The organism is Pseudomonas paeninsulae (assembly GCF_035621475.1).
Classification (GTDB): Bacteria; Pseudomonadota; Gammaproteobacteria; order Pseudomonadales; family Pseudomonadaceae; genus Aquipseudomonas; species Aquipseudomonas paeninsulae.
The window spans coordinates 2,066,000-2,089,514 of record NZ_CP141799.1; the positions used below are offsets into that span (position 1 = coordinate 2,066,000).

The window sequence follows — 23,515 nt, forward strand, 5'->3', positions numbered from 1 at the left end:
AGGTGCTTTTACTTGGTTCTCCTGTCCCACAATGGGAGCGTCCTTCCAGCTGGCCATTATGGTTTTCTCCGGGTGACGCCATTCGGGTCGGTGAACACGGCTCCAGACGGCAGAGCCGCATATTCATCGTCGGTTTTGATTTGCGTGGCCGTGGCACTAGCGGGAGCCTGGCCACCCTGAGAGGCTGCCGGTATGCCTCGCAGTGCGCGCTCCTGCGCCTGTGCCAAGCTGTTGCGCACTCGCTTCAGCTCACCCTTGAAGGCCTCTGGGCTCATGCTCGTGGATAGCGCGCCAACGGCCTCTGAAAGCTTCTTACCCTCGGCATCGGAAAGCGCGCCAGCGCCCTTGAGAGCCTGCACCTGGGGCAAGAAGGTTTGTGCTTTGAGCGTGTCCAGCTGCGCTTCGAAGTTGGCGGCGTTGCCACCTGGCAGGCTGGGCGCGATAGACGAGATCCCAACGGCCCGTTCAAGGCCTGGATGCTCCAATAATCGATCTGCCGACCCGATAGCCAGCTCAAAGGTCGCGGCCGTACCCTCGGCAGCCTTTGTCCGGTCCTGCTGAGCCTGTTCTGCCTTCACCTGTCCTTGATCTAACTTCTGGCGCAATACCTGCTGCTCGAGTTGCTTGGTCTCCATGTCCAGCCCAAGAGTGCCTCTTTTGGCCTGGTTTGACTGGTAACCGGCCGGGTCGGTCATGAGCAGGAAATTGCGCTCAGCAAGCGCGCGCTCATCGCCCTGCAACGCAGAGTCGACCAGTTGTTTGCGCAGCCCATCGAGTCGCAAGCTGGAACCAAGCGACAACCGGCCGGCCTCGATTTCCTGCAGGGTCTTCTGCTGAGTGATCTGGTCGTTCGCCAGACGCTGGGCGTTGCCGGCGATGTCCGCATCGGTGCGGCGCTCATCGTTGGCGACTCGGCGCTGGTCGAGGCCCGCAGTGGCATCGGCCCGATCGCGACGATCGTTGAGCCGCTCGGCGATGCTTGGCGGGCGACTGCTATCGCGAACTATGGTCGTGCGCCCGCCGTTGTCGCCCAGTTCGCGCGGTCGACTGGCAAGCATCTGTGCGCGCTCCTGATTGGCGCGCTCGAAACGGCCAATGGCCAGTTGACTGTCGCCTGCCTCGCCCTGAGAAAAGCTGCCAATGCCGTTTCCGATGTTGCTCATCGAGCCGCGCTGCGCAAGCGGCACACTGTCGGCCATATTGGAGACGCCCGGCTTCTTCAGTGCACCGCCCATGCCAATGCTCGGCATGGCCTGCGCACCAGTCACTGCGCTGGCTTCGTTACTGACCCCAGGCACGCCATTGGTTTTTAGGGGCGCAGCAATACCGCCAAGGGGCTGCCCACCTAATGGATCTCTCTGCCCCGGAAACCCACTGCGTGCTGCCCGAAGTTTCGCCTGCGCTATGTCGCCAATGCCTCCACCAAGTCTCTTTCTATCATCTGGAATAGCCATACCGTCGCGCCTCACTGTGTGCTTTGGGCGCGACGCTATGTCACTGGCTCAGGCGCGCAAGGCCCAATGAATCGGCAAATGAAGGCGCTGTGTGTACCTGTGGTGTCTCGGGGAATAGGTCAGGCGCCTGGCCTGCTCGTAGGTCTTTCCGTTGCCGAAGCCGGCAGCCATGGCGGCAATGTCGCGGGTTGCGCCGGCAGGAGATGGAAAATTTTCCATGTCCTCTTTGCTGTGCTGATTGTTGCCGTGGCGCCCCTTCACGCTAACTACCGGAATTCCGGTAGTTTCCAAAAGCCGGACCAGCTCGGCAGTCTGCTGATTTCCGCCGGCAGCTCGGGCTGTGGCGATTCTCTTTGCCGCCGGCCTTGTTCAGATCGTTGAGGCACTAGCGCCCTTCCTGTTCCTGCTTGATCTTGACGCCTGCAATCGACACCTGAGCGTTGCGCGCTACGTTTCGCAGCAGGCGAAAACGTAGCGCTGGGAGCTGCATGTCGATTTGGTCTCAGTGAGCCCATATGGTCTCACTCGCCAGATCGGTCCGAGTCGGATCGGTTGGTCTGATTCGGCACTAAGTGTCGGGAATGGCACTTAGTGTCGGCGCTGACACGCTGGTGGTACGGGGCCTTTCGGCGATACGGGCCAAGGTCAGCAGAAGGTCGTGAGTCATTGGGCGTGCTCCATTGGCGTTTGTTCGTAGTGCTGGCGCAGATCAGCACCAGAGGCGCAGTAGCGGTTAGTTGGGGCGTGGCAGGCTCGGCAGCTCATTAGGTGATTGATGTACTGGTCGCGGATCTGACGCCAGTTGAGTGAGGCGGTGGCGGCAGTACAGATCAAGTTCAGCGGCTCTTCACGCGGGCCAGGCTCCGCGTGCCTGGCAATTGGCTCGGAGCAAGCGGGCGCTCGCCGGGTCGCGTAATCGGCGGCGGGTGGCTCAATTGAAGGCGCTGGAGGATCAGGGCGCGGCATCACACCCACCCGTTCAATCAGCCCGGCCAGCAGGCTCATGGCACCACCCAGCCTGAATGGCACTTAATCCAATGTTCCTGTGATTTCAAAAACACCGGCAACACTGGCAACAGCGGCAACAGCCCCGAACGGCGCGGCCTCCAGCTTTGCAAAGTGTTGCCAGTGCCAATATGACCGGCAACAGTTAGAAGAGAGTAGAGGGGTAGCGGCGCTCTCTTATGTTGAATATCAGGTGTGTGTTGCCAGTTGTTGCCACTCTTTTTATAGGGTGGCAACGCCTGAAAGCCCCGGCAGGCCTGGCCGTTGCCGGTGTTGCCACTGTTGCCAGTGATTTTAGGTTCCTGTGAACCTGGGCAACCCTGTTGGGCGGTAGTCATAGGCCGCCCCCCTCTCGATCCATGACCTCTGGATCAATGACATAGAGGCGCGACTGGCCGCCGCCGGGTAGTCGGAAGTTCTTTGTTTTACGTTCGCTGTCTCGGCGAGCAAGGACGTGTGCCCCTTCCAGCGCCTTGATGACGCGGCTCAGGCCGTAGCCACTGGCAGCCTCCACCAGCGCCGACTTGTTGAACAGGTACAGCCGCTTGGTGCCGATCAGCTCCCAATAGCCGGCGCGGTTGAACACCTTGGCGTCTGGCGTGTGGTCGTTCACGTCGGAGAAGCGGCTGCTGCCATGGCGGTCGATGAAGTCAATAATGCCGGCAAGGATCTGCCGGTCTTCCGCGTTACCGCTACCCACGCGGCTCAGCCATTCGCCATAGAGCAAGCGGCAATCCGCGAGAGCATTGCCCTCGGCCCAGGGCAGCAGCCCGTAGGCGATGGCCATCTCACCAGCCAGGGCGATGACGGCGAAGCGATCCGCCACCCGCCCGGCCTGGGCGTTGTCCGCGATGAAGCTAGCGCGCACTTCGGCAAAATCTTTTAGCAGTCCGGCGCGGTCGTCGCTGGCCAGCAGGTGCTCGACGAATGCCGGCCCCAGGTGGCCATGGTGCGCGTCGACAGCCACGGTGAGCAGTCGGTGGAAATCCGCCCCGGCTAGGCCGTGCAATTCATCGAAGGCGCGGTGGGTGCGGGTGCCGGCGTTCACATCGACCATGCGCAACTCTGCACCAGCATGGGCTGCATTGCCGCCGATGGCCGCGTGCTCGGAAAGCGAGCGCTCACCGCTGGACAGGGTGAGCAGGCGCCACGACAACTTGGCCCGACCTTCACGCTCGCGGGTCATAGTGCCTTTGCCCTGACCGTTCGCCAGGGAGTAGGCCATCTCCTGCACGCGCTTGGGGTCGGCGCGTTTGATCTCGTCCAGCGGCAGCAGGGTGTCATTGCGTCCCGATGCCTCGATCTCCAGCCCGCCCTTGGTCATATCCCAGGACGCGGCAAAGATCCCGGGGTCGCCCCATACCGACGAGCCGATCAGCTGCGCCAGCGACTTGCCGCTGGAGCTGTCGCCGACCAAGTGAACCCCGCCACCCAGTACGCCCACTAGGCTCAACAGCGGACCAGCCAGGGCGCAGCCGATGGCCAGGGTCAGTACGGGGTTGCCCTCGCACTTGGCCGCCACCTCGACCCGCCAGCCGGCCAGATCGCCACGCACACGAAACAGATTCAGCGCCCGACTGCCGGCCTGATAGCGAACCTTGTCGCTGCCCAGCGTGCGGCCAGGCAGTACGAATGCTCCTGACTCATGCCAACCAGGTCGGCCTGTGGTGGCGAGCACCTGGGCGGGACGCTGCTCAAGCAGGTACTCCATGAAGGCGCCGCGTTTTTTCATGGCGATAATCACGCCCATGCCGAACAGGCTGCGCCGGGCGTCCTCACCGCTGCCGCCGAACACCTCCATGGGAATGATCCACTCCTTGATGCCGCCCTCAGTTAGCAGTCGCAGCAGCCGGCCCTCGCTGCCGTCGTCGCTGTTGGTGGTCCGCGCGGTGACCGTCACGGGGCTGGCCACCCATTCATCGGTTATTGGTCGGTCGCCGTTGTCCTCGTCGGCGGTGTCCGTGCCCCGTTTGTAGCTGTGCCAGTACACGCCGGGACGCAGCTTGCGGCCTTTCTCATTGATCACCCAGTGCTCGTAGACGCCCCAGCAAGGGCGGTCAGGCTCGACCATGGGGGCTTCGGGCCGAAGGTTGATGATGTTGTGCTCAGGCGATGCCATGGGCGTTGCTCCAGGCGACTAAATCGTTGAAGTCGGTGAGGCTGTTGGGCGCCCCCTCGGGCCACTCTGGAAAGACCACCTGGCCACCCACCGCGACCGCGGCGGCATGGGCGGCGGTGCGGCCGGGATTGCCTGGGGTCAGTCGGTCGTCGTCGCCAGCGATGATGATCTCGATACCTGGGTGTTTGGCTCTCAGCCCCAGCCCTACCGGCAGCAAGTTGCCGGCATTCATCGCGCAAGCTACGGCGTCACCTGTGTGCTCATGAATGGTCGCGCCGGTCGCTCGACCCTCACAGATATAAAGCCGCTGGCCTATCTCAATAGTCCCAATGAGCGAATAGCAGCCCTTGACCATGCCGCCGAACAGAAAGCGCTTGGTCCCGTCAGGGTGGATGCGCTGCAGATTCACCAGTTTCCCGCCATAGGTCAGTGGCACCAGCAGCACGTCACCACGCTGGCGCAGGGCATAGGCGCGGATTGCCTTTGCGATCAGGTAGGGGTGATCGGGATCGGCGCGGCGAGCATCACGCCATAGACGCTTGGCATATTCGGCAGCGTCTTGCTGGCGCTGGTGCTGCTCGGCCTCCCGCTGGCGTCGGGCCTGCTCGATGCGCTGGCGCAGTTGCTCGGTCTCATGTGGGGTGGTCGGCTGGCGGCTGCTCCAAGTGTGCGATGTGCCGATTTTCCAACTGCCAAAACAGCCGGACGCGATGCCGTCAGCGAACAGCAGATACCAGCCGTTGAGGGTGCCGGGCTTGTCGGCGGGCACCCAGAATCGTCGGATGGTGCCGTCTGGTATTGGCAGCCAATCCAGCGGCCCGAACACGGTCTGCAAGGCGTCACGGTATTGAGTCACGCAATCCATAGCAGCACCTCCAGGGCGATCAATAGCACCAGATCAGCACCAGCCGGCGCGATGGTGAACAGGTAGCGATGGGCCAAAATTGGGCAAGCCGATCCCGTCGGCGCTTGGGCGCCGTTTTGAATATTCATGGGTTAAGCCCTTGTTTCGGCTTGGAGATGCTCGACTGGAGAGTTGCCCCAACAGCCAATGCCGCGCAGGAATGCGATGCCGGGGCGAGCGGTTTCCCGCGCCTCGATTACCCGGCGCTTGATACGGTCGGTGATGTGCTCCGCCTCGGGACGCTCACCGCTGAAACAGCCATGGCGATTAATCGTCACAGTGTCATTGGGCAGCGCGTCGCGCAGCATCTCGGCCAGCTCCCGGGCCAGGTCGCCAAGTGTCACCACGGGGAAGCTCACGCCGAAGTCCGGCTCGCTGTAGTGGATGCGGACGCTATAGCCGATAAACCCTTGGTCGATGCTAGAGTTTTCACTGGATGCGCTCATTGCCCGGCCTCCAGTTGCTTGCTGGTGAGAACGTCCAGGCTGTCGCCGTCGCAATACATCTTGTCGCCGATTAATGCGAGTGCGCAGCCTAGACCGTCTAACTCGGCCAGGGTCAGCCCGGACGCCATGTCCACGTTCGACTTCATCAGCGCATCACGGCGCAGGATGCCGGCGATACTACCAATGGCGAGCGCAATTTCCTGCATACGATCCGCTTCGGTATTGAGGCGGCTCAGCATTGTGGAGCGGTTCATACGGCACCCCCTACAACTTCCAAGGCGCGAGCACGGGCCATGGCGGCGTTGTACCGGGCAAGGCGGACGGACAAAGAGGAATCAGCGCGCAGGGCGGCCATGGCTATGGCGCGGTGATACGCGGCGCGAGCTTTGGACGGATTGAGACTGAGGATCTGATGCTGGGTCATAATTGGAGAGCCTATGTTGCGGTTGCGTTCTCCGCTCCCATGACGCCAATCATGGTGAGCGGAACCGTGCAGGTTGGCGTACCGGACATAGGAACCGGCGCTCCCGAAGGAGCCCCACACGGCCCGCCCATAAAGGTGCAGCCATGCTGTGGACACAAAAAAACCGCTCTTATGGCGGTGTGTCCGCCTATGTGTCAGGACGCCAATCCTGATCGCTGGATTTGCAGCGACATGGGCACCATATCGTCCTTGGTTGAGCTTGGCAACAGCGGGGAATAAATGCGAGGCCATCATGCGGCCTCACTCCCAACCAGCAAGCCGCCAGCGCCAGCCATGAAAGCCAGCACGGCCTCTTTGGCCTTGCGTCCTGCCTCCCTGTGATCCTTGCCTGCCTCAAGCCTTGAATGCAGCCGGCGCCGGTAGACAGCCTGCAAGGTCGTGAGCAGTAGGCGCTGCTCGATTGTCAGCGTACCGCGCTCGCCGCTGGCTATGCCCATAACGGCGTTCAGTGCCTTGTTCGCATTGATGTGGAACACCCGCTCGGGAGTGGTGCTACCGCATGCCTGAGCGCGCTTGGCGAGCTGCGCGACCTCGTCATGCATGGCGTGATAAAGCGGCAAGTATTGGGTGTCTGTGATAGCGGTTTTTGCACGCACCTCACGAAAGGCCATAATCAGCTCAGACTTCAAGCCCACCACGCGGTCAGTGTTGCGCGAGAGCGCCAGCAGGAAAAACGCTTGATCTTCATTTAGCTGAGCAAAGCGCTCGGGGCGACCACCTACCGAGCCGGCAAGGGGTTTCTCCGTTTGAAACGGAAGAACCCCGAACCGCTTGAGCTTATCGGCATATCGCTCGATTACTTCCATGGTGCTCTTGTGCTGCGTGCCCAGTTGTTCAGCCAACAGGCGGCTATCCACTCGGGCCTCGCCTTTGGCTTGTGTCAAAGTGACTGTGCTCATGCGGCGACTCTCCCGGCTGGTTCAGTGCTCAGGCAGTACAGGGCTATGCCGTCATGAGTGCGGCCCTGGTCGTCTGTCAGGGTAATTAACCGGGTCTTGATCAAGTGTCCGGCTGCTCGCAGTTCGGATATGCGCGCGCCAGGTCGGAGGATGTTGAGCTCTCGAATGGCGGCGAATGTGTCCACTGGCCCCAGCTTCAAGCGAGCCAGCAGGCGCAGGCGTTGAGCACTGCCACTGGTATCATTGATGTGCGATTTCTTAGGGCTGGCCGAATGGTCGACCTTTGTTGTTTGCGTCATGCGCACGCTCCCGGCAGATCACTGCCTGTACTCAGTTGCTGGGCGAGCTTTTCAGCAACGAACTGGCTTAATGGCGACTCCAGCCAATCCTTTCCACCAACCTCCTGCCACCGTGCAAAGTCAGCGGCCAAACGAGGGTGGATCCAAAGACCAGGGCGAAAGTCTTTTTGGCCGCCACCGATCGCTGTCGCACGGATAACCCGCCCGGGATCTCCAGACTCATTGCGGATAACCCCAGAGGTTGCCAGGGCTCTATGGAAATCTGGCTCGTGGCGGCGGATGGTTTGCAGATCCAACCATTGAGCATGGAGTGGCCGGCCGAGCTGCTCAGTAATCTCAGCCAACTGCGGCAGCACTTCGCCAAGGGCTAAATACTCGCGGACGTTCTTCCTGAAGTGCTTTGCCAGAAGACTGGCGTTGACGAACCCGTCAGGGCTGATAGCAACGATGTGCTTGCCGCAGTAGTGGATAACGAGATGAGTGCTCATGCTGCCACCGCGTGGTCGCGCTTGGCGATCCGGGAAGCAACCCAAGCCTGAACCTCTCCGAGCACCCAGCCAACAGGGGCGCCACGAGACTTGCTGTCGCTCAAAGGCACGGCGCGGGGAAATGTCGGATCTTCTTTCAGACGCTTGTAGACGGTAGGTCGAGCCAGCCCGGTAATGGCCTCCAGCTCGGGCATCCGAATGATGGTTACGGCAGGGTCGAACTGCGGAAGGCTGGCGGCGCAACTGGCCGCCTTGAGGGGCTGGATGTTGTTCATATTGCTTCCCGTTATTGGTGTGGACGGGAATAGATTGATGAAGTGTGCCGGAACTTTCGATCCGAACTCCAGTGGTCCAAAGTTTCCGGAAAGTTTCAGCTCTCGAAAGTTTCCGGATCGGCTTGCGGCTGAGCTCCATCTTCTGCTTCTGCTACGGCCTGAGCTCGAAGCTCTGAAAGGTTGCGCATTAGGCTGATGGCGAGCGGCTTGACCGTCTTCCTGAAACTGCTTTCGCCTTTATCGTAATCGCTCACCGCTGCAGACATAACTCGGTCAGGTATATGTACACCGGCTTCCAGCTCCCAAATAAGCAGATCAAGATGCGGTAACAGGCCATAACGCGCCCAGTCCTTATATGCTGGTTTTCGATTATTTCGAGCTAAGGGCCGCTCAGCCCTAGCCCGATTTAACCAAGCATCAAAAGCCTTTCGCAGATCGTCGTCACGGGCTCTCAGGTCAATCGATAGAACAGGCTTCCCCGCAATGTTTAGAGGCAGGCTTTTGAGGTGTTGAGGTGTTTTGTATGAGGGGTCACAGCAATGGGCAAGCATTGACCATTGATCTAAATCGCTCTGCTCTTTGCTGCCATGCTCATGCAGAAAATGATCGGAACGGGCCTGCGACAGAAGGGCGCTGACTGCAAGAGGGCGGACGGGACTTTCTTCAGGCGATATGGGGATCTTCGTCAGCCCGCCTCGATATTCAATGAAGGCGGCAGAGGATTTGCCGCGAACGATCATTGCCCTTTGTGAAATCAGTGGGCCGGTAGGACGGCTCCTTATTTGGGTCAATGCAGGGGTTGCTTTGTCACGCCAGAGTCTCATGGCTTGATCTCGCACCTCGTTGGAAAGGTCGAGCTTTATGGGATATTCGGGATTGCCCTCAAGAATTTGCCTCCGCAAACCCAGCTGCTCATGCCATTGGGCGGCATTGAAAGTCTCAGTCTCGCGATATTTCTCGAGGCTAAACCACTCTGGCAGTTGATCACGTCGGTCAATCTTTGCCACTGCAATACCTCCTGAAGTGAGACTCAAAAAGTGGCCGGCGATGTAGTTCGTCCGCTTTTGTTTCCGCTGGAGTAGGACATCCAGCATTTTGTTATGCGCGCTTAAAACCCACCACGTTGCCGGCTGCCAGTTTGTCTAGGTGGTCGGCATACCATTGCAGCATTGCGCGGCGTTGCTCCAGATAGGTGGCCTTGTTGTAAACGCCGGCCACGCCGTCCTCTGCGTGGGAGAGCTGCGCCTCTACATGTTCTTTGGCAAAGCCGTTTTCTCGCAGGGTGGTTGAAGCGATATGGCGGAAGCCGTGGCCAGTCTGCCGGCCACGATAGCCCAGGCGGCCAAGTGCCATGTTGAATGCCATGTTGCTGAGTGGTTTGGTGCGGTCATTACGGCCAGGGAACAGCAATAGATAGGCACCAGTCAGGCGGCGAAGCTCGGTGAGGGCTTCCAGTGCCTGTTGGGATAACGGCACGACATGATCCCGGCGCTTCTTCATCCGCGCGGCGGGAATGCTCCAGAGGCCGGCGTCTAGATCGAACTCCGACCACGGGGCTTCCCGTAGCTCGCTGGGTCGCGCGCCAGTGAGCACCATAAGACGTAGCCCCAAGCGGACTATGTGCGAGTGCGGATAGCCGTTGATGGCGCGTAGGAGGGCGGGCAGTTCGTCCGCCGCGACGTGGGCATAGTTCTCGGACGGCTTGGTCTTGAGAAACTTGTGCAGCCCCTCCAGCGGGTTGAAGACGGCGCGACCCGTAACCCTGGCCAGGTCGTATGCTTCCTTGCAGTAACGGCGCACGTTGCCCATCTGGTCAATGATTCCCTTCTGCTCCATGTCGCGCAGGAACTCCATCCACTCCATCGGCAGTATCCCTGTGTACGGGCGTTTGCCGAAGACCGGGAACACATGCAACTCCAGGGCACCGATGATCCGCTTGGCGGTGCCGTCTTCCCATGCATGTCGGCGAGTGCTGAACCACTCCCGCGCCAGGGCTTCAAAGGTGTTGTTGGCGGCGGCCAGCTCGGCAGACTTTCGGGCCTGTTTGGTGGCGAGAGGGTTTTTGCCTTCCGCCAGATCGGCGCGTAGTTCGGCTGCCTTCTGCCTGGCCAGTGCGCCACTGACTTCGGGGTACGCCCCCATACCAATCCATGACCACTTGCCGTCCGGCTTTTTGTAGCGCAGTTCCCACGACTTCCCGCCGTTTGGTTTCACCCTGAAATACAGCCCTTGACCGTCTTGTTCACGGTAGGCGGCGGCCTCCGGTTCGAGGCTGGAGAGGGTCGTGTCGGCCAGCGGGCGGCGCTTAATTTCGCTGCGTTTCATGCCGTGTATGCCTCGGGTTCGAGTTTTCAGCCAGCATACAAGCTGGCATACACGATGGGAAGGTCTAGGGGTAGATAAGGAGATACAGCCAGATACAAGAAAGCCCGCACTAGGCGGGCTTCTTGGGGTGTTTCGTAGAGTGGTTGAGACTGCTAGAAACTGGGATTTGGTCGGAGAGACAGGATTCGAACCTGCGACCTTCTCGTCCCGAACGAGACGCGCTACCGAGCTGCGCTACACTCCGAATAATCCGCATTTTACTGAAAAAGTTTTGTTGCACAAGGGCTTAGGTTGATATTTTTCTAGCTGCAGGGCGCTCTACGAGTCCTTTCGGTTAATAGCCAGTACTCAGGGGTCACCAATTGGCTGAAGTGACCGCCTGGGTGCCGGCTGTGCTTACAGTTCCTGAATGGTGCGCACTTGATCCTTGTTGACCTTGGCGCGGTTACCATCGAGTTGTTCGAATTCGTAGAAGCCCGAGTCATCATCAAACGCCGGTGTGTTGATGGTCTGAATCTCACGGCCATCGTTGAGGGTGATTACCGATGGCGATGCGCAGCCTGCCAGTGCGGCCAGGCCCAGGGCGAGCAGGAAAGCGGGAAGAATCCGCTGAGTCATGACGTGTTTCCTTGTGTTTATAAGGGCTGTGTACTCAGCCTCAGACGGGTAATTGGCGGTCAAGTTCAGTGGTCGACATTCATTTGCTGTTCTGCGCGAGCAGTTGCGGGGTGTTCAGGTTGGCCAGGCGGGGGTCGTTGGGCGGGCAAACGACGGCAATCGGATCATGGCGGCATAGCCAGCGTTGCGGGCTGCGTTCACCGGCCAGCCATGCTTCTTCGAGTGCGCTGCCCAGGGATTTCGGGATCAGGCTGAACAAGGGCTCCCAGAAATCGCCTTGACGCACCATGACCGGGTGGCTGCCGGCATGACCCAGTAGCTCATCGAGCAAGGCACGGTCGAGCAGGGGCGTATCGCACGGCAGCACCAGCAAATAGTCGTGGCGGGCCGCTTGCAGGCCGGTGCGGATGCCGGCCAACGGGCCCTGGAAGTGTTCGTCGTCGTCGCTGATGAGACGGTCGGCAAAGTCCCTGTAGCGTTCGCTGTTGCGGTTGCAGGAGATGATCAGGTCGTCGCTGAGCGGTCGCACCAGGTCATGCAGCCAGGCGATCAACGGGCGGCCCTGCCACTCGATCAGGCCCTTGTCACGGCCGCCCATGCGTTGTCCGCGTCCTCCGCACAACAGCAGTACGGAGCAGCTTGGCAGAACAGGGGTGGCGGGCATGGCAGAGCCTCCAAAGGTGGGCCTGTGATATAACATCGCGCATTCTCTCAGACAACTGGAAGCCTGCCATGAACCACAAGGCCGAGGCGCAATTCGTGCCGTTGAATATTGCCGTGCTGACCGTCAGCGATACCCGTAGCCAGGAAACCGACACCTCCGGTCAGCTGTTCGTCGACCGCCTGCAGGCGGCTGGGCATAGCCTGGCCGCGCGGGTGTTGCTCAAGGACGACCTGTACTGGATCCGTGCTCAGGTCGCGACCTGGATCGCCGACGACAGCGTGCAGGTGGTGCTGATCACTGGCGGCACCGGCTTCACCGGCCGTGACAGTACTCCGGAAGCCGTGGCCTGCCTGTTGGACAAGCAGGTGGACGGTTTCGGCGAGCTGTTCCGGCAGATTTCCGTGGCCGATATCGGCACCTCGACTATCCAGTCTCGCGCGCTGGCCGGCATGGCCAACGGCACCCTGGTGTGCTGCCTGCCGGGTTCGACTAACGCCTGTCGCACCGCCTGGGATGGCATCCTCGCCGAGCAACTCGATGCCCGCCATGGTCCCTGTAATTTTGTCGCCCATCTGAAGCAGACGGCTGCCTGCGAGAGCCGCGGATGAGCGGCTGCGATCAGCCCGGCCTGTTGCCGGTCGAGGCAGCGCTGCAGCGGTTGCTGGCCCTGGCGGAGACGATGCCGGTCAGTGCCAACGAGCAGGTCGCCCTGGCCGATGCCGACGGCCGGGTGCTGGCCGAGCCGCTGATCGCCGGGCTGGACTTGCCGCCCTGGGCCAACAGCGCGATGGACGGTTACGCCCTGCGCCTGGCCGACTGGACGGGTGAGCCGCTGGTGGTCAGCCAGCGTATCCTGGCCGGCAACGCGCCGCAGCCGCTGCAGACCGGCAGTTGTGCACGGATCTTCACCGGCGCGCCGCTGCCGGCCGGGGCCGATACGGTGGAAATGCAGGAAAATGTGGTGGTCGATGAAGATGCTCGGGTGCGTTTCAGCGAGCCGCTGCGACTCGGCCAGAACGTCCGGGCACAAGGCCAGGAAACCCGTATCGGTGAGCATCTGTTGCCGGCAGGGACGCGCCTTGGCCCGATCGAACTGGGCCTGGCGGCCACGCTGGGGATCGCCGAGCTGAGCGTGCGCCGGCGTCTGCGGGTAGCGGTGCTGTCCACCGGCGACGAACTGGTCGAGCCGGGCCTGCCGCTGGGGCCGGGGCAGATCTACAACAGCAATCGCCGTCTGCTGATGGCCTGGTTGCAGCGCCTCGGCTGCGCGGTGGTGGATGGCGGCATCCTCGCCGACGATCTGCAACTGACCCGCGCGGCCTTGGCGGCGTTGAGCGATGTCGACCTGATCCTGTCCACCGGCGGAGTGTCAGTGGGCGAGGCAGACTTTCTCGGTGTAGCGCTGCGTGAAGAGGGCGAGTTGACCCTGTGGAAGCTGGCGATCAAACCGGGCAAGCCGCTGACCTGCGGCCAGTTTCGCGGCGTGCCGGTGATCGGCCTGCCGGGCAACCCGGGCTCGACCCTGGTGACGTTCGGCCTGCTGGCGCGGCCCTATATCCTGCGCCGTATGGGCGTGCAGCAGGTTGAGCCGCTGGGCTTTGCCATGCCGGCCGGGTTCACCTGGAGCAAGCCGGGCAAGCGCCGCGAGTACCTGCGCGCGCGCCTGGAAGATGGTCGCGTGGTGCTGCATCCCAACCAGAGTTCCAGTTTACTGCGCAGCGCCGCCTGGGCCGAGGGGCTGGCCGAGGTGCTGGAGGGCACGACCCTGGCCGAGGGCGACAGCCTGCGTTTTATCCCGCTGAGCGAAATCCTCGGTTAAAGCTGGGCAGCATGGCTATCGCAAGCTCCATCGCATCCTGCGGGATAAGTGATGGGCTGAAGTCCACCCTGCGGGCTGAGCGAGATTCTGGAGTAGGGCGGGTGCAACCCGCGGCGCGGCCACATGTATCCGATTCGGCGGGTTGCACCCGCCCTACGGGTTCTGCATCTGGCGCTTGTTCTCGCGAAACTGTCCCGGGGTCTGGCCGGTCCAGCTCTTGAAGCTGCGGTGGAAGGAGCGCGGTTCGGTAAAGCCCAGGTAGCTGGCGATGTCCTGGATCGTCAGCTCGCTGCGCAGCAGGTAGTGCTCGGCCAGTTCCTGGCGCAGTTGGTCGAGGATCTGCTGATAGCTGGTGTCGGCCTGTTGCAGGTGCCGCTGCAGGGTGCGCAGCGTCATGTTGAATTTTTCCGCTACCCGTTCCTTGCGCGGCAGGCCGTCCTTGAGCTGCAGGCGCAGGACGTTCTTGACCCGCAGCGGTAGCGCTTCGTCTTCGTCCAGGCCGGCCATTACGGTCAGGGCATGCTCTTCCAGGGTGCGCAGCAGGTTGGCGTCGGCCTGGCGTAGCGGCAGGCCGAGGTAGTCCAGCGGGACGAGCAGGGCGCTGCAGGGTTGCTCGAAGCGCACCGGGCAGCCGAATGCCGCGCTGTACTCGGCGCTGTCCACGCCATCGGGCAAGGCATGCTCGAACCAGACTTCCTGCGGTGAGCGCTGCATATCGGCGATCCAGCGGGCGTAGAGCAGCCAGGACGCCAGTACGTCCTCGACCATATGTCGGCGGATCGGCGCGGTCTGGTGGCGGCAGCTCCAGATCAACTTGACGTGATCGGCGGTCGCCTCGATCCGGCTGACGCCCATATCGCCCACCAGTTTTTCGTAGGGCACGATACGGCTCATGGCCTCGCCGAGGGTGGCGCAGTTCATGGCGATATAGCCGAGCACGCTCCAGGAACCGGGCTGCACGAAGCGCGCACAATGCAGGCCGAACAGCGGGTCGCCGGAGACCTCGATCAAGTGCTGGAGCAGGTGTTGGTGGATCGCGCCGGGAATGCGCTTGCCGTTGTCGGCGAGATCCTCGGCCTGCACGCCTGCCGCCGCCAGTGCCTGGGCGATATCCAGGCCCAGCTGTTCGGCGTAACGCAGGTACTTGAGCAGGGCGGGAACCGAGGTATAACCGAGATTCTGCATAGGCTTCTTATTCGCAATGGCTTGATTGGCGACAGCGCCTGTCCCGATCCGACAGTGACGCCGAGCGGCGGCTGGCTAGTATAGGCAGTCAATGATGGCGACCGAAATATCCAGAGGGAGAGGCAGATGCGACGTTGGAACGGCTGGGGCGATGAGGCAACAGTGGTGGAATTGCCGCGCCATGGCGAGGCCTTTCTTGCCGACTTGATCGGGCCGGGCCAGGTGCTGGCTGATGCCAGCCTGGAGCAGGTCTTGGCCAGGGTGCCGGCTTCACGTCTGTCGGCCCACCCGCTGATCAGCCTGGACGCCGAGGCGCGGGTGCGGCACGCCCGTGGCCAGAGCCTGACGGACTGGCTGGCGATGCGCTCCGGCGAGTTCGGTGTGTTTCCCGATGGCGTCGCCTACCCGGAAAGCGCCGCGCAGATTCGCCAATTGCTGGCCTGGGCCAGCCAGCACGATCTGATCGTGATTCCCTACGGTGGCGGCACTTCGGTGGCCGGGCATATCAACCCGCAAGTTAGTCAAAGGCCGGTACTGACCCTGTCGCTGGAACGCATGGGCAAGCTGATCGAGATCGACGAGGACAGCCTGATCGCCACGTTCGGTCCCGGCGCCAACGGCCCGCAGGTGGAAAGTCAGCTGCGCGCCCGTGGTTACACCCTCGGCCACTTCCCCCAGTCCTGGGAACTGTCGACTCTCGGCGGCTGGGTGGCCAGCCGTTCCAGTGGCCAGCAGTCGCTGCGTTACGGACGGATCGAGCAGTTGTTCGCTGGCGGCAAGGTCGAGACCTTTGCCGGTACCCTGGACATTCCGAGCTTTCCGGCCTCGGCTGCCGGCCCCGATCTGCGCGAGCTGTTGATGGGCTCGGAAGGGCGCTTCGGCATCATTTCCGAGGTCAAGGTGCGCATCAGTCGCCTGGCCGAGCAGGAACACTTCTACGCGGTATTCATGCCCAACTGGCAGCAGGCATTGACCGGTATTCGCAACCTGGCCCAGGCACGGGTGCCGCTGTCCATGCTGCGCCTGTCCAATGCCATCGAAACCAAGACCCAGTTGGCCCTGGCCGGTCATCCGCAGCAGATCGCCTGGTTGGAAAAATACCTGGCCCTGCGCGGCGCCCGCGACGGCAAGTGCATGCTGACCTTCGGCGTCACCGGCAGCCGGGTGCAGAACGCCGCTTCGTTGAAGCAGGCGAAGACGCTATTGAAAGGCTTCGGTGGAGTGTTCAGCGGCACCCTGCTGGGCAAGAAATGGGCGGAGAACCGCTTTCGCTTCCCCTACCTGCGCCACGGTCTGTGGGGCGCCGGCTATGCGGTGGACACCCTGGAGACCGCCACTGACTGGAGCAATGTCGACAGTCTGCTGAACAAGGTCGAGGCCAGCCTGCGCAATGGCTTGAGTGAGGAGGGCGAGCGGGTGCACGTGTTCACCCACCTGTCCCACGTCTATGGCGAAGGATCGAGCATCTACACCACCTACGTGTTCCGTCCCGGCAATAGCTACGAGCAGGCCATAGCGCGCTGGCAAAAGCTCAAGCACGCCGCCAGCCAGACCATCGTCGACAACGGCGGCACCATCAGCCATCAGCATGGCGTCGGCCGCGATCACGCGCCCTACCTGGCTGCGGAGAAGGGCGAGCTGGGCATGGCGGCGCTCAAGGCCTTATCCGCGCACTTCGACCCGGATCAGCGCCTGGCTCCCGGCGTGTTGATCGAGCCATGAGCATGCCCGCCTGGAACGCCGCCTGGCGCGCGAGTGCGTTGCCCGAGCTGGCCGCGCGCGACTGGGACTTGATCGTCATCGGTGGCGGCATCAGCGGCGCCGGCATTCTGCGCGAGGCGGCGCGGCGCGGCTGGACATGCCTGCTGCTGGAGCAGCGCGATTTCGCCTGGGGCACCTCCAGCCGCTCCTCAAAAATGGTCCATGGCGGCCTGCGCTATATCGCCAAGGGCCAGTTCGGCTTGACCCGCGACTCGGTGCGCGAGCGCCAACGGCTGTTGCAGGAAGCCCCCGGCCTGGTCGAGCCGCTGAGCTTCGTGATGGCGCATTACCAGGGGCAGTTTCCCGGACCGAAAGTGTTTGGCGGGCTGTTGGCGCTGTACGACGCCCTGGCTGGCAAACGTAACCATCTGTACTACCCGCTGCAGGAGCTGCGCTATCTGGCGCCGGGCCTCAAGCAAGACGGCCTGCTCGGCGGCACGCGCTTTTTCGATGCGGTGACCGATGACGCCCGCCTGGTCATGCGCGTGTTGGGCGAGGCCCGCGGCGATGGTGGCGAGGCGCTCAACGGGGTCAAGGTGATCGAATTGCTGCGCGACAACGGCCGAGTGATCGGTCTGCTCGGCGAGGATCGCGACAGCGGTCGGCGTTTCACCTTTCGCAGCCGGGTCGTGGCCCAGGCGACTGGCGCCTGGACGGATCAGTTGCGCGCAACAACCGGCCGCGAGCATGTGCGTCCGCTGCGCGGCAGCCACCTGCTGCTGCCGGCCTGGCGTCTACCGGTGGCCCATGCCTTCAGCTTCATGCATGGCAAGGACCGGCGTCCGGTGTTCGTCTTCCCCTGGGAAGGTGCGACTGTGGTCGGCACCACCGATCTCGATCATGCGCAGCCGCTGGATCAGGAGGCGCGGATCAGCAGCGATGAGGCGGATTACCTGCTTGCCGCCTGCGCCCAGCAATTCCCCGCTGCGGCAATTACGGCCAGCGACGTGTTGTCGACCTGGGCCGGCGTGCGACCGGTGGTCAGCGACGGCGCCGCAGGGCGAAAACCCTCGGACGAGACGCGTGAACACGCGCTGTGGATCGAGCCCGGTTGCGTGACCCTGGCCGGCGGCAAGCTGACCACCTTCCGCCTGCTGGCCCTGGAAGTGCTGCGGGCCTGCGCCGAGATGATCGGCCGGCCGTTGGACGATCAGGGTAGCGAGACTTTTCGCCCCGGCGTGCTGCCCGCGATGCCCACGCTCGGCCCCAGTCAGCAGCGGCGCCTGGCCGGTCGGCATGGCCGCGAGCTGCCTGACGTGTTGGCGTTGCTCGATGAGGTGGGCGGCGAGCGGGTGGCCGGCAGCGACACGCTCTGGGTGGAACTGGCCTGGGCGGCGCAGAACGAGCTGGTGCTGCACCTGGACGACCTGCTGCTGCGCCGTACTCGCCTTGGCTTGCTCCTGGCGGACGGCGCGCGGGCGGAGTTGCCGCGCATTCGTGCACTGTGTCAGGCGCGTTTGGCTTGGGACGATGAGCGCTGGGAGCAGGAGGAGTGTGACTACCTGGCGCTCTGGCGCAGCTGTTACAGCCTGCCGCAGGATTGAGATCGCCTGTAGGGGTGATCGGCGGCGCCTGCCTCGGTGGGCTAGCAGGCCACCCTGCGGTTTGTACAGCCTGCTAGATATCCACTAGCCCGACCGTGCAGGCGACTGCACACCTGATAAGAAGGACTGTGTCTTGAGCGAACAAAGCTACTTGCTGGCCATCGATAACGGCACCCAGAGTGTGCGTGCGCTGTTGTTCGACCTGCACGGCAATCTGGTCGGCAAGGGCAAGGTGGAGCTTGAGGCCTATTATTCCACTCAGCCTGGCTGGGCCGAACAGGATCCGGAGTATTACTGGGCCAGCCTCGGCGAGGCCTGCAAACGGCTGTGGGCGCAGGTGGATATCGACCGCCGCCTGATCAAGGGCGTGGCGCTGACCACTCAGCGCGGCACGCTGATCCATGTCGATGCGCTGGGTCAACCGCTGCGCCCGGCGATCCTCTGGCTCGATCAGCGTCAGGCCGAAGTTCGCGGCAGGATCAAGGGGCCCTGGGGCTGGTTGTTCAAGCTGATCGGCGCGCAACAAGCGGTCGATCATTTTCGCGCCCAGGCCGAGGTCAACTGGGTCGCGCAGAACCAGCCGGATATCTGGGCAAAAACCGATAAAGTCCTGCTGCTCTCCGGGTTTCTCAGCCATCGTCTGTGCGGTCGCTTCGTCGATTCACTGGCCTGCTGCGTGGGCTACCTGCCGTTCGACTACAAGCGCCTGCAATGGGCCGCGCCGCGTGACTGGAAGTGGCAAGCCATACCGGTGCGCCGCGAGCAGTTGCCGCAACTGCACAAGCCAGGTGAGCAGCTCGGCAGCATCAGCGCCGCCGCCAGCCGCCACACCGGTATTCCCGAAGGCTTGCCGTTGATCGCCGCCGGTGCCGACAAGGCCTGCGAAGTACTCGGTGCGGGTGTGCTGGAGCCGCATATCGCCTGCCTGTCCTATGGCACCACCGCGACCATCAACACCACGCGGCGCACCTACCTGGAAACCATTGCGCTGATCCCGCCATACCCAGCGGCGCTTCCCGATCATTTCAACACCGAGGTGATGATCTACCGCGGCTTCTGGATGGTCAGCTGGTTCAAACAGCAGTTCGGCCAGCGCGAAATGCAGCGGGCCAAGGAACTGGGCGTCGAACCCGAGGCGCTGTTCGACGAGCTGGTCAATGCCGTGCCGGCTGGCTCCATGGGCCTGATGCTGCAACCCTACTGGTCGCCGGGTATTCGTGAACCGGGGCTGGAGGCCAAGGGCTCGATCATCGGTTTTGGCGATGTGCATACCCGCGCACATATCTATCGCGCCATTCTCGAGGGCCTGGCCTACGCCCTGCGCCAGGGCAAGGAGAAGATCGAGACGCGCTCGGGTACCAAGATCAGCCGGCTGCGTGTGTCCGGTGGTGGCTCGCAGAGCGATGCGGCCATGCAGTTGACCGCGGATATCTTCGGCCTGCCGGCCGAGCGCCCGCATGTCTATGAAACCTCCGGCCTGGGCGCGGCCATCGACTGCGCGGTGGGCCTCGGCCTGCACCCGGACTTTCCCACGGCAAGCAAGGCCATGACCCGGGTTGGCCAGGTATTCCAGCCCAACCCGGCGGCGCAGCGTATCTACGAGCAGCTGTACCGCGAGGTCTACCTGCACATGTACCGGCAGCTCAAGCCGCTGTATCTGCGCATTCGAGCGATCACCGGCTATCCGGCGTAAGCCACGGGCCTGTTGGCACGCTTGAGTGTCCTGCATGGCAACGGGTAGGGGTTCGGCTAAGGTGCCGGCAACCGTGATAGGGTGGCCATGCAGCATGCGGTCACGCGCTGTACGCGAAGCCATAAGAATCATAAGAAGCAGAGGATCGCTCGTTTGAAAATACTGATAGTCGATGATTCGGCCATGTCACGAAAGCTGGTGATGAAAGCCCTGCCGGCGGATTTGCAGGCTGTCGTGACCCAGGCCACTAACGGTGAGGAAGCGTTGGTGGCTTACCACGCAGGCCATGCCGAGGTGATTTTTCTCGATCTGACCATGCCGGTGATGGACGGTTTTCGCACCCTGGAGCAACTCAAGCGCGAGGATGCCAAAGTCGTCGTCATCGTCATCAGCGCCGATATCCAGCCTCAAGCCCAGCAGCGAGTGCGCGACCTGGGGGCGGCGGCCTTCATCAAGAAACCGATTACCCCCGAGGCCATGCAGGCGGCGCTGTATGAAGTAGGGCTGATCTAGATGAGCAGCCAACTGGCGAACCTGAATGAAGAGCAGCGCGATGCCCTGCAGGAACTGATGAACGTGGCCATGGGCCAGGGAGCTGACCGCCTGGCCCGCTTGACCGAAACCTTCGTCACCCTGTCAGTGCCCCACATCCATGTTGTCGACGTGACCAATACCAGCCTGTTGAGCCAGCTGATGATTGCCAGTCAGCCGGCCATCATCACCCGTCAATCCTTTCTCGGTCGCCTGCGCGGTGAGGTGATGGTTTGCTTCGGTGAGAATGGTGCCGATGAATTGGCCGGCTTGATGGGTTATGAAGGGGTGGAAAAACACAGCATCCAGGATGAGCTGATGCTGGATGTCACCAATATCCTCACCGGGGCCTGTATCAATGGCCTGGCACAGCAGGTCGATATCAAGGTGAGTTACGGGTCGCCCTCGCTGCTATCGCGTGGGCGTTCGCTGCAGGAGGTACTTGGCGCCGCGCAATTGCGTGGTCATCAGGCGCTGGTGCTGGAGATCCACTTCGAAGTGGCGACCCACAGTTTCTATTGCGATCTGCTGGTGTGCATCACCGAAGACACGGTGACCACCGTTATCGAAGTGATCGATCAGTTGCTGAGTGATATCTAGCGCACATCATCGGAAAAAGGATGCGAGATGACGCCTGCACCAGAAGAGGTATTGCCCGCGGAGTTGGTGGCGGTGCTGCAGAGCATCAGCCTCGGCGTATTGTTGCTCGATAGCCAGTATCGGGTGGCGTTCTGGAACGATTTCATGGCGATCCACAGCGGTAAGGATCGCACTGAGGTCAGGGGACGGTCGCTGTTCGATCTGTTTCCGGAATTACCGAGGCTGTGGGTGCAGAAGAAAATAGACGGGGTGTTCGCCTTGCACAACCAAGCGTTCACTTCCTGGCAGCAACGCCCGCACCTGTTCAGTTTCGCCGGCAGCCGGCCCATCACCGGCTCGACCGACATGATGTACCAGAATTGCACCTTCTCGCCGATGATGGCGGTCGCAGGTACCGTCAAATATGTCTGCCTGACCATCTCCGATGCCACTGAAACCGCGGCCCAGCATCTGCAGCTGGAGCGCCTCAATCAATTGCTGCGCGCGGAACAAAGCGAGCAGGCGCGGCTGATTCACAAGCTCGAAGACACCCAGGCGCAACTGTTGCAGTCGGAGAAAATGGCGGCGATCGGCCAGTTGGCCGCAGGGGTTGCCCACGAGATCAATAACCCGGTGGGTTACGTCTACTCCAACTTCAGCAGCCTGGAGCGATATGTCGGCGACCTGTTTCGCCTGGTCGAGAGCTACCAGGCGGCGGCCGTCGAACATCAGGATGCGGCTTTGTGCGCGCAATTTGAGCAGGCCAATCAGGCGCTGGATTATGATTTTCTGCGCAGCGACATGGCCGATCTGGTGCGTGAGTCACGCCAGGGCCTGGAACGGGTCAAGCAGATCGTTCAGGATCTGCGTGACTTCTCCCATATCGACTCGGGCGACTGGCAGGAGGCCGATTTGCACAAGGGCCTCGACAGCACGCTCAACGTGATCTGGAACGAGATCAAGTTCAAGGCCGAGGTGCTCAAGGACTATGGTGAGTTGCAGCCGGTGCAGTGTCTAGGCTCGCAACTCAACCAGGTGTTCATGAACCTGATCATGAATGCCGCCCATGCCATCGAGGGGCAGGGCACTATCTGGCTGGAAACCGGAGCGCAGGATGATTGGGTGTTCGTGCGGGTGCGCGACAGTGGCAGTGGTATTGCCCCGGAGCATCTGACCCGCTTGTTCGACCCCTTCTTCACCACCAAACCGGTTGGGCAAGGCACCGGCCTCGGGCTCTCGGTGTCTTACAGCATCGTGGCCAAACACCATGGCCGTCTGGAAGTCGAGAGCGAACTTGGCAAGGGCGCAGTGTTTACCGTTTGGCTGCCACGCTGTCAGCCACCGCAGGGCGATATCGCAACCGGCCTGGAACAGGACGAGTGATGCCTGCTGCTGCAGGCTGGATTATTGGCGATAAACAGGCAGGCACTCTTTTGCGTTTGTATGCTGGCGCACCTTTGCCGGCTTTTCGTTGTCCACTGAGTCTCGATCCGATTAGGCCCCAAGGCGCTGGTTATGAGCGAACGCAAAGCATTATTGATCTTGCATGGCAAGCAAGCCGGCAACCAAGAGGTGCGCGCCGCAGTGGCGACGCGCCGTGAGGATGGCTGGCAGCTCGACGTGCGGGTCACCTGGGAGGCGGGTGATGCCCGTCGGCTGGTCAACGAGGCCCTGCAAGCCGGCTATCCGATACTGATCGCCGGGGGTGGTGACGGCATGTTGCGCGAGGTGGCCGAAGCGATGGCACTGGCGCACACCGAGGCCAGTCTGGTGCTACTGCCGCTGGGTACGGCCAACGACTTCGCCAATGCTGCGGGGTTGCCGTTGAGTCCCCTCGAGGCGCTGGCGTTGCTGGATGAGCCGGCGCAGCCGATCGACCTGGGCGAGGTCGATGGTCAGCTTTATCTCAATATGGCCACGGGTGGTTTTGGCTCTAATGTCACCGCCAATACCTCCGAAGACCTCAAACGCCTGCTCGGCGGCGCTGCCTACTTTCTCACCGGGTTGGCCCGCTTTGCGGAGGTGCGCTCGGCCTTTGGTCGCTTCACCGGGCCGGATTTTTTCTGGGAGGGCGAGTTCATTGCCATGGGCATCGGCAATGGGCGACAGGCTGGCGGCGGGCATCTGCTTTGCCCAGATGCACGAGTGAATGACGGTTTGCTGGATGTCTGCATAGTCCCGGCCGCGGAGGATGTGGTTGGCACCTTGGGCACCTTGTTGTCTGGCGGGATCAACGGCTTGCAACGCGTCGCACTCAGTGCGCGCTTGCCCTGGCTGGAAGTCGAGGCGCCGGAAGGTCTGGATTTGAATCTGGATGGCGAGCCGCTGGAAAGCCGCCACCTGCGCTTTTCCGCGCGGCGTAATGCGTTGCGGGTGCACTTGCCGGTGGGTTCGCCGCTACTGCGTGAGTGATATTGATGGCA

26 protein-coding genes and 1 tRNA gene are annotated in these 23,515 nt (G+C 62.1%); 9 read left to right on the forward strand and 18 right to left on the reverse strand.

Annotated features, from left to right (window positions below; genetic code table 11):
- Nucleotides 1-56: 56 nt before the first annotated feature.
- From VCJ09_RS09560 to mobA, 17 genes are all read right to left on the reverse strand, one after another.
- Complete coding sequence (locus VCJ09_RS09560) at nucleotides 57-1,250, reverse strand: hypothetical protein (RefSeq protein ID WP_324734114.1); 1,194 nt, start codon at nucleotides 1,248-1,250, stop codon at nucleotides 57-59.
- Between the two features lie 867 nt (nucleotides 1,251-2,117).
- Nucleotides 2,118-2,459 carry a hypothetical protein gene (locus VCJ09_RS09565; RefSeq protein WP_324734115.1) on the reverse strand — a complete coding sequence of 114 codons (342 nt, stop codon included), beginning with the start codon at nucleotides 2,457-2,459 and terminating at the stop codon, nucleotides 2,118-2,120.
- A complete protein-coding gene (locus VCJ09_RS09570; RefSeq protein ID WP_324734116.1) occupies nucleotides 2,456-2,797 on the reverse strand; it encodes a hypothetical protein in 342 nt (113 codons plus the stop codon). The genes VCJ09_RS09565 and VCJ09_RS09570 overlap by 4 nt, the downstream gene beginning before the upstream one ends.
- Nucleotides 2,794-4,578: a DUF927 domain-containing protein gene (locus VCJ09_RS09575; RefSeq protein WP_324734117.1), complete on the reverse strand. Its 1,785-nt coding sequence runs from the start codon at nucleotides 4,576-4,578 to the stop codon at nucleotides 2,794-2,796. The genes VCJ09_RS09570 and VCJ09_RS09575 overlap by 4 nt, the downstream gene beginning before the upstream one ends.
- Entirely contained in the window at nucleotides 4,565-5,443 is an 879-nt protein-coding gene (locus tag VCJ09_RS09580; protein ID WP_324734118.1) for a toprim domain-containing protein, read from the reverse strand. The genes VCJ09_RS09575 and VCJ09_RS09580 overlap by 14 nt, the downstream gene beginning before the upstream one ends.
- Complete coding sequence (locus tag VCJ09_RS09585) at nucleotides 5,431-5,571, reverse strand: hypothetical protein (protein ID WP_324734119.1); 141 nt, start codon at nucleotides 5,569-5,571, stop codon at nucleotides 5,431-5,433. The genes VCJ09_RS09580 and VCJ09_RS09585 overlap by 13 nt, the downstream gene beginning before the upstream one ends.
- A gap of 3 nt (nucleotides 5,572-5,574) precedes the next feature.
- Nucleotides 5,575-5,928 carry a hypothetical protein gene (locus VCJ09_RS09590; RefSeq protein WP_324734120.1) on the reverse strand — a complete coding sequence of 118 codons (354 nt, stop codon included), beginning with the start codon at nucleotides 5,926-5,928 and terminating at the stop codon, nucleotides 5,575-5,577.
- Nucleotides 5,925-6,182, reverse strand: a complete 258-nt coding sequence (locus VCJ09_RS09595) for a hypothetical protein (protein ID WP_324734121.1) — start codon at nucleotides 6,180-6,182, stop codon at nucleotides 5,925-5,927. The genes VCJ09_RS09590 and VCJ09_RS09595 overlap by 4 nt, the downstream gene beginning before the upstream one ends.
- Nucleotides 6,183-6,642: 460 nt before the next feature.
- Complete coding sequence (locus tag VCJ09_RS09600; protein WP_324734122.1) at nucleotides 6,643-7,311, reverse strand: Rha family transcriptional regulator; 669 nt, start codon at nucleotides 7,309-7,311, stop codon at nucleotides 6,643-6,645.
- A complete protein-coding gene (locus VCJ09_RS09605) occupies nucleotides 7,308-7,610 on the reverse strand; it encodes a helix-turn-helix domain-containing protein (protein WP_324734123.1) in 303 nt (100 codons plus the stop codon). Before VCJ09_RS09605 ends, VCJ09_RS09600 begins: the two co-directional genes overlap by 4 nt.
- Nucleotides 7,607-8,098 (reverse strand): KilA-N domain-containing protein, encoded by a 492-nt coding sequence (locus VCJ09_RS09610; RefSeq protein ID WP_324734124.1) that lies wholly within the window; start codon nucleotides 8,096-8,098, stop codon nucleotides 7,607-7,609. Before VCJ09_RS09610 ends, VCJ09_RS09605 begins: the two co-directional genes overlap by 4 nt.
- Nucleotides 8,095-8,373 (reverse strand): helix-turn-helix transcriptional regulator, encoded by a 279-nt coding sequence (locus VCJ09_RS09615; protein ID WP_324734125.1) that lies wholly within the window; start codon nucleotides 8,371-8,373, stop codon nucleotides 8,095-8,097. The genes VCJ09_RS09610 and VCJ09_RS09615 overlap by 4 nt, the downstream gene beginning before the upstream one ends.
- Before the next feature lie 95 nt (nucleotides 8,374-8,468).
- On the reverse strand, nucleotides 8,469-9,380 hold the full coding sequence (locus VCJ09_RS09620; RefSeq protein ID WP_324734126.1) for a DUF6387 family protein: 912 nt from the start codon (nucleotides 9,378-9,380) through the stop codon (nucleotides 8,469-8,471).
- Between the two features lie 91 nt (nucleotides 9,381-9,471).
- Complete coding sequence (locus tag VCJ09_RS09625) at nucleotides 9,472-10,698, reverse strand: tyrosine-type recombinase/integrase (protein ID WP_324734127.1); 1,227 nt, start codon at nucleotides 10,696-10,698, stop codon at nucleotides 9,472-9,474.
- A 167-nt stretch (nucleotides 10,699-10,865) separates the two neighbouring features.
- Nucleotides 10,866-10,942: transfer RNA gene (locus tag VCJ09_RS09630), tRNA-Pro, on the reverse strand.
- Between the two features lie 152 nt (nucleotides 10,943-11,094).
- Nucleotides 11,095-11,316 (reverse strand): YgdI/YgdR family lipoprotein, encoded by a 222-nt coding sequence (locus VCJ09_RS09635; protein WP_324734128.1) that lies wholly within the window; start codon nucleotides 11,314-11,316, stop codon nucleotides 11,095-11,097.
- A 79-nt stretch (nucleotides 11,317-11,395) separates the two neighbouring features.
- Complete coding sequence (gene mobA, locus VCJ09_RS09640; protein ID WP_079201607.1) at nucleotides 11,396-11,980, reverse strand: molybdenum cofactor guanylyltransferase MobA; 585 nt, start codon at nucleotides 11,978-11,980, stop codon at nucleotides 11,396-11,398.
- Nucleotides 11,981-12,048: 68 nt separating this feature from the next.
- Here mobA and moaB point away from each other — a divergent pair, with 68 nt between their 5' ends.
- Together moaB and VCJ09_RS09650 are read left to right on the forward strand one after the other, a co-directional pair.
- Entirely contained in the window at nucleotides 12,049-12,588 is a 540-nt protein-coding gene (gene moaB, locus VCJ09_RS09645) for a molybdenum cofactor biosynthesis protein B (protein WP_079201608.1), read from the forward strand.
- Nucleotides 12,585-13,799, forward strand: a complete 1,215-nt coding sequence (locus tag VCJ09_RS09650; protein WP_324734129.1) for a molybdopterin molybdotransferase MoeA — start codon at nucleotides 12,585-12,587, stop codon at nucleotides 13,797-13,799. Before moaB ends, VCJ09_RS09650 begins: the two co-directional genes overlap by 4 nt.
- A gap of 153 nt (nucleotides 13,800-13,952) precedes the next feature.
- Here VCJ09_RS09650 and gliR read toward each other — a convergent pair whose 3' ends face one another.
- Nucleotides 13,953-14,984: an AraC family transcriptional regulator GliR gene (gene gliR, locus VCJ09_RS09655; protein WP_324734130.1), complete on the reverse strand. Its 1,032-nt coding sequence runs from the start codon at nucleotides 14,982-14,984 to the stop codon at nucleotides 13,953-13,955.
- 126 nt (nucleotides 14,985-15,110) lie between these two features.
- On the opposite strand from gliR, the gene VCJ09_RS09660 reads away from it, so the two are divergent.
- The 7 genes from VCJ09_RS09660 to yegS all read left to right on the forward strand — a co-directional run bounded on the left by VCJ09_RS09660 (nucleotide 15,111) and on the right by yegS (nucleotide 23,504).
- Entirely contained in the window at nucleotides 15,111-16,706 is a 1,596-nt protein-coding gene (locus VCJ09_RS09660; protein WP_324734131.1) for an FAD-binding oxidoreductase, read from the forward strand.
- A 2-nt stretch (nucleotides 16,707-16,708) separates the two neighbouring features.
- Entirely contained in the window at nucleotides 16,709-18,289 is a 1,581-nt protein-coding gene (locus tag VCJ09_RS09665; RefSeq protein ID WP_324734635.1) for a glycerol-3-phosphate dehydrogenase/oxidase, read from the forward strand.
- Nucleotides 18,290-18,422: 133 nt separating this feature from the next.
- Nucleotides 18,423-19,982 (forward strand): FGGY-family carbohydrate kinase, encoded by a 1,560-nt coding sequence (locus tag VCJ09_RS09670; protein ID WP_324734132.1) that lies wholly within the window; start codon nucleotides 18,423-18,425, stop codon nucleotides 19,980-19,982.
- Nucleotides 19,983-20,135: 153 nt separating this feature from the next.
- Nucleotides 20,136-20,495 (forward strand): response regulator, encoded by a 360-nt coding sequence (locus VCJ09_RS09675; RefSeq protein WP_324734133.1) that lies wholly within the window; start codon nucleotides 20,136-20,138, stop codon nucleotides 20,493-20,495.
- Complete coding sequence (locus VCJ09_RS09680) at nucleotides 20,496-21,113, forward strand: hypothetical protein (protein ID WP_324734134.1); 618 nt, start codon at nucleotides 20,496-20,498, stop codon at nucleotides 21,111-21,113. It abuts the gene before it with no gap.
- Between the two features lie 27 nt (nucleotides 21,114-21,140).
- On the forward strand, nucleotides 21,141-22,475 hold the full coding sequence (locus VCJ09_RS09685; protein ID WP_324734135.1) for an ATP-binding protein: 1,335 nt from the start codon (nucleotides 21,141-21,143) through the stop codon (nucleotides 22,473-22,475).
- A 132-nt stretch (nucleotides 22,476-22,607) separates the two neighbouring features.
- On the forward strand, nucleotides 22,608-23,504 hold the full coding sequence (gene yegS / locus VCJ09_RS09690) for a lipid kinase YegS (protein ID WP_324734136.1): 897 nt from the start codon (nucleotides 22,608-22,610) through the stop codon (nucleotides 23,502-23,504).
- The last annotated feature ends 11 nt before the right edge of the window (nucleotides 23,505-23,515 follow it).

Bases quoted from the DNA above. Each gene is read 5' to 3' on its own strand.
- mobA (WP_079201607.1), bottom strand. From the start codon at position 11,980: ATGCCCGCCACCCCTGTTCTGCCAAGCTGCTCCGTACTGCTGTTGTGC.
- VCJ09_RS09570 (WP_324734116.1), bottom strand. From the start codon at position 2,797: ATGACTACCGCCCAACAGGGTTGCCCAGGTTCACAGGAACCTAAAATC.
- VCJ09_RS09660 (WP_324734131.1), top strand. From the start codon at position 15,111: ATGCGACGTTGGAACGGCTGGGGCGATGAGGCAACAGTGGTGGAATTG.
- VCJ09_RS09650 (WP_324734129.1), top strand. From the start codon at position 12,585: ATGAGCGGCTGCGATCAGCCCGGCCTGTTGCCGGTCGAGGCAGCGCTG.
- VCJ09_RS09575 (WP_324734117.1), bottom strand. From the start codon at position 4,578: ATGGCATCGCCTGAGCACAACATCATCAACCTTCGGCCCGAAGCCCCC.
- VCJ09_RS09585 (WP_324734119.1), bottom strand. From the start codon at position 5,571: ATGAATATTCAAAACGGCGCCCAAGCGCCGACGGGATCGGCTTGCCCA.
- gliR (WP_324734130.1), bottom strand. From the start codon at position 14,984: ATGCAGAATCTCGGTTATACCTCGGTTCCCGCCCTGCTCAAGTACCTG.
- VCJ09_RS09590 (WP_324734120.1), bottom strand. From the start codon at position 5,928: ATGAGCGCATCCAGTGAAAACTCTAGCATCGACCAAGGGTTTATCGGC.
- VCJ09_RS09635 (WP_324734128.1), bottom strand. From the start codon at position 11,316: ATGACTCAGCGGATTCTTCCCGCTTTCCTGCTCGCCCTGGGCCTGGCC.
- VCJ09_RS09625 (WP_324734127.1), bottom strand. From the start codon at position 10,698: ATGAAACGCAGCGAAATTAAGCGCCGCCCGCTGGCCGACACGACCCTC.
- yegS (WP_324734136.1), top strand. From the start codon at position 22,608: ATGAGCGAACGCAAAGCATTATTGATCTTGCATGGCAAGCAAGCCGGC.
- VCJ09_RS09600 (WP_324734122.1), bottom strand. From the start codon at position 7,311: ATGAGCACAGTCACTTTGACACAAGCCAAAGGCGAGGCCCGAGTGGAT.
- VCJ09_RS09680 (WP_324734134.1), top strand. From the start codon at position 20,496: ATGAGCAGCCAACTGGCGAACCTGAATGAAGAGCAGCGCGATGCCCTG.
- VCJ09_RS09595 (WP_324734121.1), bottom strand. From the start codon at position 6,182: ATGAACCGCTCCACAATGCTGAGCCGCCTCAATACCGAAGCGGATCGT.
- VCJ09_RS09580 (WP_324734118.1), bottom strand. From the start codon at position 5,443: ATGGATTGCGTGACTCAATACCGTGACGCCTTGCAGACCGTGTTCGGG.
- VCJ09_RS09665 (WP_324734635.1), top strand. From the start codon at position 16,709: ATGCCCGCCTGGAACGCCGCCTGGCGCGCGAGTGCGTTGCCCGAGCTG.
- VCJ09_RS09565 (WP_324734115.1), bottom strand. From the start codon at position 2,459: ATGAGCCTGCTGGCCGGGCTGATTGAACGGGTGGGTGTGATGCCGCGC.
- moaB (WP_079201608.1), top strand. From the start codon at position 12,049: ATGAACCACAAGGCCGAGGCGCAATTCGTGCCGTTGAATATTGCCGTG.
- VCJ09_RS09610 (WP_324734124.1), bottom strand. From the start codon at position 8,098: ATGAGCACTCATCTCGTTATCCACTACTGCGGCAAGCACATCGTTGCT.
- VCJ09_RS09605 (WP_324734123.1), bottom strand. From the start codon at position 7,610: ATGACGCAAACAACAAAGGTCGACCATTCGGCCAGCCCTAAGAAATCG.
- VCJ09_RS09615 (WP_324734125.1), bottom strand. From the start codon at position 8,373: ATGAACAACATCCAGCCCCTCAAGGCGGCCAGTTGCGCCGCCAGCCTT.
- VCJ09_RS09685 (WP_324734135.1), top strand. From the start codon at position 21,141: ATGACGCCTGCACCAGAAGAGGTATTGCCCGCGGAGTTGGTGGCGGTG.
- VCJ09_RS09560 (WP_324734114.1), bottom strand. From the start codon at position 1,250: ATGCCGAGCATTGGCATGGGCGGTGCACTGAAGAAGCCGGGCGTCTCC.